Source organism: Chitinophaga japonensis (assembly GCF_007830125.1).
In the GTDB taxonomy this organism is placed as follows: Bacteria; Bacteroidota; Bacteroidia; order Chitinophagales; family Chitinophagaceae; genus Chitinophaga; species Chitinophaga japonensis.
On the sequence record NZ_VLLG01000006.1, the window covers coordinates 238,610 to 253,360 of the forward strand.

Below are 14,751 nucleotides of genomic sequence, written 5' to 3' on the forward strand. Positions count from 1 at the left end.
ACTATCCTTTTACTGCTACAACCAATCATTTTGATGGTATGATCAATGCTATTATTGCCTTTTCAATAAGGAACAAGTTCATAATAGCCCTGTTCACCCTGGCGCTTACAGGCGTTGGCATATACGCCATGTACACGGTGAACCTGGGCTCCGTACCGGACATTACCAATAACCAGGTGCAGGTGATCACCGTTTCAGAGAACCTGGCCACCGAAGATATTGAACAGTTTGTCACCTACCCGGTGGAACAGGCCATGGGCAACCTCCCCGGCGTGGAGGAGATCCGCTCCATCTCCCGCTTCGGCCTTTCGGTAGTAACCATTGTTTTTGAAGACAGGATGGGCACCTACCTGCCGCGGCAACTGGTGCAGGAAAAGCTGAACGACCTGCGGGAAAGCATTCCCGATGCGTTTGGCAGCCCAGTGATGGGCCCTATTTCCACCGGCCTGGGCCAGGTCTACGAGTACACGCTGCAGCCTAAACCTGGCTATGACACGGTGTACTCGCCAATGGAGCTCCGCAGCATCCAGGACTGGATCGTGAAACGGCAGCTCACCCTGCTGGACGGCGTGGTGGAGGTCAATTCATTCGGTGGCTACATTAAACAATACGAAGTGGCCGTCAACCCGAAGAAGTTGCATGCAATGGACGTAAGCATCGCCCAGGTATACGAGGCGCTGGCCAGGAACAATGTCAACACCGGCGGCGCTTACATTGAAAAGAACCGGATGGCCAGCTTTATCCGCGGGGAAGGGCTGGTGCGCTCCCTGGACGATATCCGGAAGATCGTTGTCAAAAACGAGAACGGTCTCCCGGTAACGGTGGGCGATGTAGCGGAAGCCGTACGCTTCGGCCACCAGGTGCGTTACGGCGCCTTTACGCAGGACGGGCGCGAGGCGGTAGGCGGCATCGTGATGATGCTCAAAGGCGCCAATCCCAATGCCGTGGTACAGGATATAAAAAAGCGTATGGAAGCGGTGCAGCAGTCCCTGCCGGAAGGCCTGGAGCTGCGGCCTTTTATAGAGCAGAGCGGCCTCATTCACCGTACTACCAGCACCGTTACCAACAATCTTACGGAAGGGGCGCTCATCGTGATCTTTGTGCTGGTGCTGCTGCTGGGCAGCCTGCGGGGTGGCCTGGTGGCCGCTTCGGTGATCCCCCTCTCCCTTTTATTCGCCTTTATCCTGATGAAAGCTACCAACGTATGGGCGAACCTCATGAGCCTTGGCGCTATTGACTTCGGGATCATCGTGGACGGCGCGGTGATCATCGTGGAAGGCACGGTGCATGAGATCGAAAAAAGGATCAGGAACGGGCGCCCGCCCTCCACGCAGGCGGAGATGGATGACATAGCCTATACGGCAGGCAGCACCATGATGAATGCCGCTTTCTTCGGGCAGTTGATCATATTGATCGTATTTACCCCTATCCTGTTCCTGACCGGCGTGGAAGGCAAAATGTTCCGCCCCATGGCCTTTACTTTTGGTTACGCGGTGCTGGGCGCTATCATCCTTTGCCTCACTTATGTGCCCATGATGTCGGCCCTGCTGATGCAACCACTGCGCAACCCGCGGCACCTGCTGGCCAGGTTCGAGCATGGCATCCACCGGCTCAGTGAAAAGATACTAGCTGGCATAAACCGGGCCTACCAACCGCTGATCCGGGGCGCACTTAAAATGCGTGTATCCGTGATCGTGATTGCGGCCCTCCTGCTGGCGGCAGCCGGTTTTATTTTCTCCCGCATGGGCGGCGAGTTCATCCCGCAGTTGGATGAAGGCGACATTGCCATGCAGGCGCTGCTACGGCCGGGAAGCAGCCTGGGTGAATCCATAAATGTTTCCCGGAAAATAGAAACGCTGCTGCTGGACAGCTTCCCGGAAGTAAAAACCGTAACGGCCCGTATCGGGGTAGCCGACATTCCCACCGATCCCATGCCCATGGATGTAGCAGACATGTATGTGATCCTGGAGAAGGACCACCACAAATGGCGGTCAGCCGGTACCAAAGAGGAGCTGATCAGCCGGATAAAAGACCTGCTGCATGAACATCTGACCGGGGTTAACCTGGTCTTTACCCAGCCGGTGGAATTACGCTTTAATGAGCTGCTGCAGGGCGTGCGGGAAGACATCGCCGTAAAGCTTTACGGGGAGGACCTGGATGTGCTGGCCGCCAAAGCGCAGGAGATGGCTGCGATCATCCGGACCGTTCCCGGCGCGGACGATGTAAATGCAGAGCGTATCTCCGGGCTGCCGCAAATGACGGTGCACTACCGCCGTGATAAACTGGCGCAATACGGCCTGGACATCCGGAAACTGAACACCTATGTAAGCGCCGCATTTGCCGGGGGCGTGGCCGGCGTAGTGTTTGAAGGAGAAAAACGCTTTGACCTGGTGATCCGCTTTGACGAAGCGCACCGCCAAAACATTGGCGACTTGCGCACCCTGTACGTGGACCTGCCGGACGGCACCCAGGTACCACTGCAGGAAGTGGCGGATATCAGCTATGTGCCCGGCCCCATGCAGATCTCCAGGGACAATACCTACCGCAGAACCTACGTGGGCGTGAATGTACGGGGCCGCGACGTGGAGTCCGTCGTAAAGGATATCCGGCAAAAACTGGATGAGCAACTGAACCTTCCTGCCGGCTATTACATTACCTACGGCGGGGCTTTCGAGAACCTGCAACGGGCTAAAAAGCGGCTGCAGATCGTGGTGCCCATTGCGCTCTTCCTGATCTTCATCCTGCTGTATTTCGCACTGCATTCATTTTCACAATCTCTTATGATCTACATAGCCGTCCCCCTGGCCGCCATTGGCGGGGTGTTTTTCCTGGCCCTGCGCGACATGCCTTTCAGCATCTCCGCCGGTGTGGGCTTTATTGTATTGTTTGGCGTAGCTGTTTTAAACGGGCTGGTGCTGGTCAGCCGGTTCAACTCCCTGAAACAGGAAGGCATCATGGACCTCCGGCAACGGATACTAACGGGCACGAAGGAACGCCTGCGGCCCATCCTGCTCACCGCCACGGCTGCCATTATGGGCTTCACCCCCATGGCGTTCTCCACATCGGCCGGCGCGGAAGTGCAGCGTCCCCTGGCCACGGTGGTGATCGGCGGGCTTATCAGCGCTACCCTGCTCACCCTGGTGGTGATACCGGTGCTGTACACGTTCCTTGAAAAGCGGCGGGATAAAAACAACGGAGCGAAAAACGTACCCTCGTTGCCGGTAGTGCTCCTCTGCGCCGGGTTACTGGCAGCCACTGCGCCGGCAACCGCACAGCAGCAGCCGGACAGCCTTCCCACCATCACACTGGAGCAGGCCAGGGAGCGCGCCATGGCCCATTACCCGAAGATGCAGTCCGCCAGGTTGCAGGTACAAAACGAGGAGGCGCTTAAAAAAACCGCCTGGGACCTGGGAAATACGCAGCTCTTTACCGGCAAAGAAGAAGCCGGGAACGGCGCCAGCGGTGTTTATACACAGATCGGTATCCAGCAGCAGCAGATCGATGTGTTTGGCATTGCTCCCAGGCTGCAACTGCAAAAGGAAAAAGTAGCGCTGGCGGAAAAAACGCTGCAGCTCTCCGGCATCGGGCTGGAACGGGAAGTTAGCAGGGCCTGGGCAAAGGCGTATGCCGCCAAAAACAATTACCAGGTATATGAAAAGCTGGACAGCCTGTTTGCAGGCATCACCCGCGCCGCGCGCATCCGGCTGGAGGTGGAAGTTACATCAAAGCTGGAATACCTGGCCACTTCCAACCAGGCGCAGCAGGTGCGGATACAGAAAGAGCAGGCCTACCGCGACTACCGCAGCGCCCTGCAACGGTTGAACCAGTGGCTGGCCAGCGATACCCTGTTTACCATACCGGACATTCCCGTAGATCAACTGGATCAACCGCTACCTTACACGCCGGACTCACTGATGCAGCACCCTCTGCTGGATGTTTACCGGCAAAACATCGCCGTGGCCGATGCTGCGGTAAAGGAACGGCGGGCGCAATTCCTTCCCAGGCTGCAGGGTATGTACGGCCGGCAGCAGGTAGCCGGGCAGTCCGGTTTCTATCAATACCAGGTGGGCATCCACCTCCCGCTGTTCTTTGGCCCGGAGCTGGGCAGGAAACAGTCCGCGCAGATACAGCGTAACATTGCCGGCCAAAACCTGCAGGAAACCCGCCTGGAGCTGTACGCAGCCTACAGGAGCATGCAGGAACAGTACCTGAAATGGCGCAACTCCTGGACCTACTACCGCGACGAGGCCCTGCCGTTGGCCCGGGAACAGCGCAAGGGCGCCATGACCGCTTACCGGGAAGGCGAGATAGATTATGTGGCCTTCCTGCAGAACATGCGGGACGCCATCCGCATTGAGACCGATGCCTGGGATGCCCTGGGCAATTACCTGGACAGCCGCTACCAACTGGAATATTTTCTGAAAACCGCTAACTAAAACGATCATGACAAAACAATATATCTCTCTTTTCGCAGGCATCCTGGCCGCAGTGACAATGGCCGCCTGCAACAACCGTGAGCAAAGCACCCATGCCGGTAAGCAGGAAGACCAGCACACCGCGCCGGCGCAGGACAGCAGCGGGACAGGCATGCGCGAAGTGCATCTTTCCGGCGCACAGTTCAAACGCCTGGGCATACGGGTGGATACCCTGCCGCAACGCAGGATGTCCGGTATCGTGGAAGCCAACGGCCAACTGGAAGTGCCGCCCCAGCACGAGGCCACGGTGACCACTGTTTTAGGCGCCAACGTGGCGGCTATCAACGTGATCGAGGGCGACAAAGTGAACAAGGGACAGGTACTGGCCACCGTTTCTCACCCGGACCTGACCCGGCTGCAGACGGATTATGTGAAGGCCTGGCACCGGCTGCAATTCCTCGAAAAGGAATATGACCGGCAACAACGGCTGTACGAAGCGGAAGTGGGCTCGGGCAAAAATTTCCAGCAAACAGCGGCCGACTACCGCGCCATGGAGGGAGAAGTAAGAGGCTATGAAGCGCAGCTCCGGCAACTGCATTTGGATGCGCAAAAAGTGCGCGCCGGGAGTATCTATACCTATGTACCGGTGATCAGCCCTATTGACGGTTATATTGAAAAAGTGCTGGTACAGGTAGGCCAGTACATGCAACCGCAAACGCCCATGTTCCTGGTGGTGAACACGGATCATATCCACGCGGACCTGATGGTCTTTGAAAAGGACGCCCACAAGGTACGCAAGGGACAGACCATAACGTTCACCGTCGCTTCGGCGCCCGGCAGCGAGCTTTCCGCTACCATTTATTCCGTGGGCAAACTGTTTGAGCAAAACCCCAAGACCGTACACGTGCATGCCGAAATCGACAACAAGAAGGATATGCTGATCCCCGGCATGTACATCAACGGGAAAATACATACTTCGGAAGAATCGGTGATGGCCCTGCCGGAAGCAGCGATCATCGAGGAAGAAAACCGTTCTTACATTTTCGTGGCCCGGCAGCGACAGCAAAACGGGCAAACGGAATGGGCCTTTCAACCGGTAGCGGTGCGTAAGGGTATGGAGCATGAAGGCTGGGTGGCTATAACACCAGTGGACCCCTTGCCTGCCGGCGCACAGGTGTCGTGGAATAATGCATATTATTTAGTGGCCGAAATGAAGAAGGGAGAAGCGGGGCATGGGCATTAGGGGGAGAGGTATGATTATTGTGCATCTGAACAGCAAATGCCACCATTCAACCCCATACACATCCTCTCTGCTCCTTCCGTCCTGGGCTTAAAACCCAACGGCGTGGAGCAATTGCCGGCAGCCCTGCAGAACGCCGGTCTGCTGCCGGATGTGTTTGCCGCGCCCGGTCATCATACGGTTATTCCTACCCTGAATCATTTGTACAACGCGGAAAGGGACCCGCATACCCAATTGCTGAATGGCCGACAGATCGCAGCGTTCTCCCGTTCGTTGGCAGACAGCATGCAGCCTGTCCTGCAGGCACAACAGTTTGCACTGGTACTGGGTGGTGACTGCAGCGTGCTGATCGGCGCCATGCTTTCCCTGAAGCAGCGCGGACGTTACGGGCTGGCGTTCATTGATGCACATGCCGATTTTTACCAGCCAGCGGCATCTCCTACCGGGGAAGTAGCGGATATGGACCTTGCCATCGTATCCGGCCGCGGTCCGGACCTGCTGACCAATATAAGCGGCTGCCGGCCTTATGTGCGGGACAGCGATATCATGCAAATAGGCCAGCGGGACATGGCGGAAGCAGCCGCTTACGGCTCACAGGATATCAGGGATACCGGTATCCGGCGGTTTGATATTGATTTTATTCGCACCAACGGCATGGCTGCCGCGGTGGCGCAAACAGTCGCGTACCTGGAGACCGCTCCCCTGGAGGGTTACTGGATACATTTTGATGCGGATGTACTGGCGGATGATATCATGCCGGCGGTAGAATACCACCTGCCCGGCGGCCTTTCCCTGGAAGAAGCAAAACTTGCGATCAGCACGCTGGCGCGCCATCCCAAAGCCTGCGGTATGACCGTTACCATCTATAACCCTGCGCTGGATGAGCAGGGGAAAGCGGGGAAAAAGCTGGTGAGCTGCCTGAATGATTGTTTGAATAAGCTAATTTAATTACAATCCAAATAATCCCTATATTTGAGTAATGACAAGTGGACAATACATAACACAAATTGAAAATGCTTTATTAGCACAACTAAGAAAAGCAACCTCTTCTAAAGAGGAAGCTACTGAATTCATCGATTCTTTGGGCTTTCGGGATTTGCTTGTCCCTGTCAAAACCCAGCCCTCCAAAAAAGCTGCCGCCAAACGTGTTGCTCCCAAAAAGAAGATTGCTGCTAAATAACCAGTGCTACCCCAATTATTGCAATGTCATCCTCAAATACCAATTTCTTATATACTTCTGATCCTGGATTGATATTAGGTTTTCATGGTTGTGAAAAATCTGTTCGCAATGCTGTGGTGTCAGGGAGGAAGATGCTTAAAGCCAGTGAAAATGAATACGATTGGTTAGGATGCGGATTTTACTTTTGGCAGAATAACTACGACCGGACCCTGGAGTTTGCAAAAAATCCTCCCGGCAAAAAGAAATATAAACACCCCTCTGTACTTGGTGCTATATTAAGCCTTGGAAACTGTCTGGATTTAATGGATGCCAAATACATCAAATCTCTGAAGATTTCCTATGAAACTTTGGAACAAACTGCCGCTATAGAAGGGAAGCAATTACCCAGGAATAAAAACCCTAAAGGCGTCAATAACTCAAAGGACAGGGTGCTTAGGGCCCTGGACTGTTATGTTATCGAAAGTATTCATAAAGCCATGCAGGCACAAGCCACCTACCCCTTCGACTCTACAAGGGGAGCTTTTGTTGAAGGAGTTCCAATATATAAAAATGCTGGCTTCAATGAGAAGACCCATATTCAGATCTGTATTCGAAACCCAAACTGCATAAAAGGATTTTTCATTCCACGCCAGGAAGTCAAATGGCCTTAATATAAGTGATAAATTTCCCCCCTCCCATTGATTTTTATCCATTTAATAATATCTTCGACCTGTTATCAAGGTAATAACCTGAAAATTCCACGTCCTTCGACAACGTGTTTACAATTTCTTAACGTAAATTTTTCCCGGGGGGATACTTCATTTGCATCAGAAATTTTTCGACATGCGTATGGCTTATACAGAAGGGGAATTGCTGCAACGGGCTGCCGCGGGAAACCGCCAGGCTTTCAGCACGCTGTATGAAGACTGCCTGCATGACCTCTACCAATACCTGTACCTCTTTACCCGCTCCAAAGAAACCACCGAAGATATTATTCAGGAAATATTCGTCAAGCTCTGGGAACAGAAGGCCCAGCTCACCGCGATCCGTTCCTTCCGGCAGTACCTCTTCCGCATGGCCCGCAACAAGGTTATTGACCATATCCGCAGCCGGCGGCTGCACCACCGCGTAACGGCCGACCTGCTGGCCGGCGCCGATGCCAGCTACGCCGACTGTGATCACAAAACCCTTACCAGCCAGTATTTCCATATTGCCCGCCAGGCGGTGGAACAACTACCGGACAAGCGCCGGCTCATCTTCCGGCTGAATACGGAGGAGCAGCTCTCCCTGGACGAGATCGCCAGCCGCCTGAATATTTCCAAATCCGTTGTAAAAAAACAATTATACGCCGCCCAGCATTACGTACGGCGCTACCTGCGCGAACATGCGGAGCTGATCCACCTGCTGGTCGCCTTCGCGTACCTGCACTAAATTTTTTTTCTCTCCCAGGGGTCCTTCCCTTTTGTTCATCCGTCATATCTGCAGAAACCGGGCATAATAAACGTTTCTTACACGTAACATGCAAATGCGAGGTTCCATCTGGCAAATGAAACGTGAAGCGTTCACTGAAGCAAACCGACGAAGGAGGTTCATAGAGACTAATAAAAAACTTTATGAACGAGATAAAAGCAAGACATAGTGAACGAAGTAAAAGACAAATATTAACAGGTGAAAGTATCTGTAAATGAAAAATTCCGAGATCAGGGAATTCCTGCAGCGCTTTGCCGCCGGCACCTGTTCCGATGAGGAACACGAACGTTTTATCCAGTGGCTGGACCATGCGGAGGAAGCGGAAGTAGCGGCCGCCGCACAGGCCTACGAGGCTATCCTGGAGCAACGCGCCGGCGCCGCGCCAACACCGGCCCCGGAACTGGTACGCCTGGTGGAACAAGGGCTGGACGCCGCAGACCAGGCGGCAACAGCGCTTCCGCACCGTCATACCGTTATACGGCGTATGCAGCCGTTGCTGATGGCTGCCCTTATCACGGGGCTGCTGTTACTCGCAACAGGTATCTACTACTATGTATTCCGGGCGCCGGGCAACAACACGGACGGCCAACTGGCCGGCTTCCTGGAAAAGAACGTAGCCCGGCAGGATACCGCTGTTATCCGGCTGGACGACGGCTCCAGGATCATATTGAATGGCGGCAGCACCCTGCGCTACCAGGTCAGCTACACGGGCAAAAAAGAACGGGAAGTATACCTGCGCGGCGAAGCGTATTTCGATATCCGGCATAATGAGCAGCAACCTTTCATCATCCATACCCGGGACCTGGACATCATCGACCTGGGCACCATCTTCAATGTAAAGGCCTACCCGGAAGAAGCCCTTACGGAAGCCACCCTCCTGGAAGGCGCGCTCAAAGTAGTAGTGAAGAACAGCGGGGAAGGAAAGATCATGCGCAAACCAAACGAAAAGGTCACCTATTACAACCCGGATTCCCTGCTGGGCGTCCCCGCCACACCCGGGCCGGCACACACCGCCGCCCTGGAAATAAAACCGCTGGTGCCGGTAACGGAAGAGCATATTGTAGCCGAAACCGCCTGGATGAGCAGGCTGCTCGTTTTCCAGGACCAGTCCTTTGCGGAGCTGGCGGCCAGTATGGAAAGACGGTATAATGTGCACTTCATATTCGGCGATCCCGCCGTAAAGGCCTACCGGTATACCGGCGTCTTCCGCGACGAGTCCGTGGAACAGGCCCTGCACGAGCTGCAGCTTTCCCGCCCGTTCCGGTATACCCTGTCGGCAGACACCATCTATATCACGCAATAAATTCCATGTTTCACCAAAATCAATCGCCTTATGCCGGTATTTTATAACAGCGAATAACCGCTGCAAAAAAAGAAGCGGGAAATGTTGGTAGCATTCCCCGCCCGTAAAGTCCACGAAACCTCCTGCGAGAACGAAGACGCCGGGAGGCTTCCATTATTAAACTTTAACTGCATGAATGTATGAAAAAAACTTCATCCCTGCTGCCTATTGCCCGGCGGGGAAGATTTTTCAAAGTCCTGCTCTGTATGAAATGGTGTTTTATTCTTGTGCTGGCCGGTTGCCTGCAGGCAGCCGCCAAAGGATATTCGCAGCGGAATGTCAGGCTTACCCTGGACCTAAACGATGTTACGCTCAGTAAAGCATTGTCCGTGATCGGCAAGAAGAGCGATCTCCGGTTCCTGTACAGCAACGACCTGGTACCGGTAAACAGGCTGGTGGCCGTACACGCATCTGACAAACCGCTGAAAGACATACTGCACGACCTGCTGGCGGATATGCAGCTCCAGTACCGGATACTGGAAAATGACGTGGTGGTGATCGCTCCTGCATCGCAAAACATCCGCGTCATGCGCGTGTCCGGGCTGGTAACGGACAGCAGCGGTACGCCGCTGGTAGGCGTATCCATCAAGGTAAAGGGTACCGACAGGGGAACCGTGACCGGCGGCGACGGCCGCTACGCCCTGGAAGCGCCGGAAGACGCTTCGCTGGTATTCAGCTACGTGGGCTTCCAGACCATGGAAGTACCGGTAAACGGCCGGCAGCAGATCAATGTTCGCCTGCCGGAAAATACCAGTGGCCTTAATGAGGTAGTAGTGGTAGGATATGGCACCCAGAAAAAAATATCCCTGACCACGGCCGTTTCCACCATCGATGCGGACCAGGTAGCAGCCCGCCACGCGCCCAACCTGCAAAGCTCCCTGCAGGGCATGGCGCCCGGCCTTACCGTGTGGGACCAGGGCGGCGAACCAGGAGCCAACAACACCTCCTTCAATATCCGCGGGGTAACCACCCTGGGCAGCACTGCACCCCTGTTCATCATAGACGGGGTGGAGCAGGCTTACTATGACATCAACCCGGATGATATTGCCTCGGTTTCCGTACTGAAAGATGCCGCCTCCACCGCCATTTACGGCTCCCGCGCCGCCAACGGGGTGATCCTGATCACTACCAAACGGGCAAAGAAAGGCGACATCAAGGTGCGCTACAACGCCTGGCTGGACCTGCAGAACCTGGTGGCGGAACCGGAGCATATGGATACGGAAAGCTACCTGCGCCTGCAGAACCTGGCGTATGAGAACCGTGGCAGCAACCCGCTCTACACCGAAGAGGACATACAGCACTATGTGAGCGGGGACGACCGCCTGCGCTACCCGGTGCCCAATGACTGGTACAACCAGGTGATCCGCAAGAATGCGCCCTGGCACAATCATTCCCTGCAGGTGTCCGGCGGCGGTGAAAAACTGACCACCTTGCTGAGCGCCCGCTATATGGACCAGGAAGGCATTTACCCGAACCGGAACATGCAACGCTACCAGCTAAGGTTGAATAACAACTTCAGGGTATCTGAAAAGATCAACCTGAACGCGGACATCAAGCTGCGCCGCCAGGACCGCTATACCACCAATCAGGTAGGCTCCGGCATCTATCACTACATGATCCACGCCTCGCAGCTCACCGTGCCCCGGTACCCGGACGGCACCTATGGCGTCAGCAAACAGGGGCGTAACCCGCTCGCCTATACGGACCCGGCCATAGCCGGCTATACGAAATCATCCAGCGACAATGCCGTGATCAACCTGCAGGGTAGCTGGAATATTGTCAGGGGGCTGAAGTTCAATACCCAGTACGCCTTTGAGGTGGAAAAGTATGACGACCTGAAACAGTGGCCCACCTACGAGATCCACGACTACTGGGACCCGGATGTGATCCTGAGCAACCGGGCCATCAACGAAATGGAGAACGAGCGGACCAAATCCCTGCAGCAGACCTGGAACAATACCCTTACCTACGACCTGCTGCTGGCGGATAAACACGACATCAGCCTGCTGGCCGGTTATTCCGAAATATCCTTTGATGCGGATGAGCTGCTGGCCCGCGGACGGGATTTCTATAACAACGACCTGCTGGACCTGGGACAGGGCGATCCCCTGAACCGCACGCTCAACAACGTGTACGAGGACTGGGGGCTCCGCTCCTATTTCGGGCGCATGCGCTACGGCTTCCGTAACCGGTACCTGCTGGAGTTCAACATGCGTTACGACGGCTCTTCCCGTTTCCCCGCAGGCAGCCGTTATACCTTCTTCCCTTCGTTCTCCGCCGCCTGGCTCATCTCCGAAGAAGCATTCTGGAGCCGCCTGAAAAATACGGTAGACCTCTTCAAGATCAGGGGCTCCTACGGGGAGAACGGCAACCAGAACATCGGGCTGTACACCTATTTCGATAATCTCAGCTTTGGCAACTACTATTCGTTCAATAATGTGCCGGCAACCGGCGTGCTGCAAACGGTTTTCGCCAGCCAGGACCTCACCTGGGAAACCACCACCCAGACCAACATCGGCCTGGACGCGAGCTTCCTGAACGGCAAGCTGGGCCTCACTTTTGACTGGTACAGGAAGCTGACCAAAGGCATCCTGCTGGAGCTGCCCATTCCCGGCGCTGTAGGCCTGGACCCGGTGGCCGCCAACGCAGGCAGGGTGCAGAACACCGGCTGGGAGCTGCAGCTCACCCACCGCAACCACATCAATGATTTCCGCTATGCGCTTACCTTCAATATCTCCGATGTGAAGAATGAAGTGCTGGACCTGGCCGGCACTGGTCCCTACTACTCCCTGGAGAAGAACCGCTATGTGATCACCGAAGGCCAGGAGATCAACGCGCTGTGGGGCTACCAGACGGGCGGCCTGCTGACGCAGGAGGATATAGACAAGGGATATCCCACCTTCTCCGCAGATGCCCAACCCGGCGACATTAAATACCTGGACCGCAACGGCGACGGCAAGATCACCGCCTCCGACCAGACGGTGCTGGGCTCCAGCATTCCGCACTGGACCTATGGGCTGAACATTGACCTGGGCTGGCGCAATTTTGACTGCACCATGCTCTGGCAGGGTGTAGGCCGGCAGGATATGATGGTATGGGGCGCCTTTATTGAGAACGGCAGTTGGGAAGGATTTACCCTGGCCATGGGCAAAGATTACTGGACACCGGAAAATACGGACGCCCGTTTTCCCCGCCCGCAGAAATCCGCCAACAAGAACACAGAACCCTCCGACTGGTGGGTACTGGACGCTTCTTACCTGCGGCTGAAGAATTTCCAGTTGGGCTATACCGTTCCCAAACAGGTACTGCAACGGGTGGGGATAGATGGCTTACGCTTTTACGTGGGCGGCACCAACCTGCTCACCTTTTCCGGCCTGAAAAAATGGGGCATGGATGCGGAAACGCCCGCCAGCCGCGCAGGCGATTTTTACCAGCAGGTGAAGACCTATTCAGCAGGCCTCAATCTTGACTTCTAAAAAACCGGATCATGCAAAAAAAGTCATTACCATATATTGCTTTACTCCTTACCGGGATCATCCTGGCGGCATCCTGCAAGAAAGGGCTACTGGATACCTATCCCAAAGACAAGCTGAGCGGGGCCACCTTCTGGGAAACCCGCGAAGACGCGGTGAATGCCGCGAACGGCATCTACAGCTTCCTGCCAGGCAACAGTGAGCTGAACTGGGATATGCTCTCGGACATTGCCACCACCAACTCTGCGGCGGCCACTACCGCCAATATTGAAAGAGGCCAGACCAATGCGAACATGGACCTGTTCCAGGACCTCTGGAACGATGCTTACAAGGCCATTCGCGCCGCCAACTATCTCCTGGAAAACGTGGACCAGGTGCAGGAACGCGATCCCTCGCTTACCGACGAGCTGCGCGACCGCCTGAAAGGAGAAGCGCGTTTCCTGCGGGCCTATTTTTACACCCGCCTCGTAATGCTCTTTGGCGATGTACCGCTGGTGACCGCCACCCTGGACGTGGCGGAAGCCGCTACGCTGACGCGCACACCGAAAGAAGAGATATGGGATTTCGTGGACAGGGAGCTGACTGAAATAGCGGGTGCGCTCCCCAACAGCTATACCGGTGATAATATAGGCCGTGTAACAAAAGGAGCCGCCATGGCGCTGCAGGCAAGGGCCATGCTGTATGCAGGACGCTGGAAACGCGCAGCCGATGCCGCCAGGGCCGTAATGGACCTGCAGGTATATGACCTGTACCCGCAGTTTGCAACACTGTTTACCTACGGCGCGGAAAATAACCAGGAAGTGATCTTTGACCGGCAGTATGCCAAGGACATTGCTTCGACAGAGTTCTTCTATAACTACGGCCCCAGGGGAATGAACGGGGATGTAGGCATCTGCCCTACCCGCACCCTGGTAGATGCATTTGAAACGGTGAACGGCCACTCCATATGGGACGACCCGGCTTACAACCCGCTGGACCCCTATGCCGGCCGTGATCCCCGCCTGGGCTATACCGTTTTCATTCCCGCTTTCTCCGATGCGGTGCCCGGCGATGTGCTGTATAACGGCAGAGCCTACGATCCGCGTCCCGGCTCCGGTACGGCGGATGAAGTGGAAGTGGATTACCGCCGTACCAAGACCGGCTATGGCATCAAAAAATACATCAACATCGAGGACCTGAACGATCCCCGCAACTGCGGCACCAACTTCATCCTGATCCGTTATGCCGATGTGCTGCTGATGTACGCGGAAGCCAAAACGGAGCTGAACGAGCTGGATGCTACCGTATACGATGCGTTGAATAAAGTGCGGCAGCGCAGTGATGTGAACCTGCCGCCCGTAATGGCGCCTCAGACGCAGGCGCAAATGCGGGCCATTGTGCGGCATGAGCGCATGGTGGAGCTGGCCCTGGAAGGCCTGCGCCTTTTTGACCTTCGCCGCTGGAAAGCCGCGGATGAGGTGATGCAGGGACCGATACCGGGCATGACGTATATCCGGCACGGTGAGAACGAGGTGGATACGCTGGCGTACAACGGGGTGGTGCGGTTCTTTGACCCGCAGCGGGACTACCTGTTCCCTATTCCGCAGCAGGAAGTGCTGATGAATGATCAGCTTACGCAGAACCCGAATTTCTGATAAAACACAAACCATTCA

At 55.4% G+C, this 14,751-nt stretch carries 9 protein-coding genes; all 9 read left to right on the forward strand.

The genetic code is table 11. The annotated features are described in order from the left end of the window. The first annotated feature begins 38 nt into the window (after nucleotides 1-38). The 9 genes from LX66_RS25360 to LX66_RS25400 all read left to right on the forward strand — a co-directional run bounded on the left by LX66_RS25360 (nucleotide 39) and on the right by LX66_RS25400 (nucleotide 14,733). The gene (locus LX66_RS25360; RefSeq protein WP_145718736.1) at nucleotides 39-4,436 is read left to right on the forward strand and encodes a CusA/CzcA family heavy metal efflux RND transporter; all 4,398 of its coding nucleotides are present in this window, start codon (nucleotides 39-41) and stop codon (nucleotides 4,434-4,436) included. 7 nt (nucleotides 4,437-4,443) lie between these two features. Next, nucleotides 4,444-5,658, forward strand: coding sequence for an efflux RND transporter periplasmic adaptor subunit (locus LX66_RS25365; protein WP_145718738.1), 1,215 nt, complete (start codon nucleotides 4,444-4,446; stop codon nucleotides 5,656-5,658). Nucleotides 5,659-5,694: 36 nt separating this feature from the next. After that, a complete protein-coding gene (locus tag LX66_RS25370; protein ID WP_145718740.1) occupies nucleotides 5,695-6,603 on the forward strand; it encodes an arginase family protein in 909 nt (302 codons plus the stop codon). Between the two features lie 31 nt (nucleotides 6,604-6,634). Beyond that, on the forward strand, nucleotides 6,635-6,835 hold the full coding sequence (locus LX66_RS25375) for a hypothetical protein (RefSeq protein WP_145718742.1): 201 nt from the start codon (nucleotides 6,635-6,637) through the stop codon (nucleotides 6,833-6,835). A gap of 23 nt (nucleotides 6,836-6,858) precedes the next feature. Further along, complete coding sequence (locus LX66_RS25380; RefSeq protein ID WP_145718744.1) at nucleotides 6,859-7,485, forward strand: hypothetical protein; 627 nt, start codon at nucleotides 6,859-6,861, stop codon at nucleotides 7,483-7,485. Between the two features lie 178 nt (nucleotides 7,486-7,663). After that, on the forward strand, nucleotides 7,664-8,245 hold the full coding sequence (locus LX66_RS25385) for an RNA polymerase sigma factor (protein ID WP_158642763.1): 582 nt from the start codon (nucleotides 7,664-7,666) through the stop codon (nucleotides 8,243-8,245). 253 nt (nucleotides 8,246-8,498) lie between these two features. After that, nucleotides 8,499-9,587: a FecR family protein gene (locus LX66_RS25390; protein WP_145718748.1), complete on the forward strand. Its 1,089-nt coding sequence runs from the start codon at nucleotides 8,499-8,501 to the stop codon at nucleotides 9,585-9,587. 179 nt (nucleotides 9,588-9,766) lie between these two features. Beyond that, nucleotides 9,767-13,102 (forward strand): TonB-dependent receptor, encoded by a 3,336-nt coding sequence (locus LX66_RS25395; RefSeq protein WP_145718750.1) that lies wholly within the window; start codon nucleotides 9,767-9,769, stop codon nucleotides 13,100-13,102. A gap of 11 nt (nucleotides 13,103-13,113) precedes the next feature. Further along, nucleotides 13,114-14,733: a RagB/SusD family nutrient uptake outer membrane protein gene (locus LX66_RS25400; RefSeq protein ID WP_145718752.1), complete on the forward strand. Its 1,620-nt coding sequence runs from the start codon at nucleotides 13,114-13,116 to the stop codon at nucleotides 14,731-14,733. Nucleotides 14,734-14,751 lie beyond the last annotated feature (18 nt).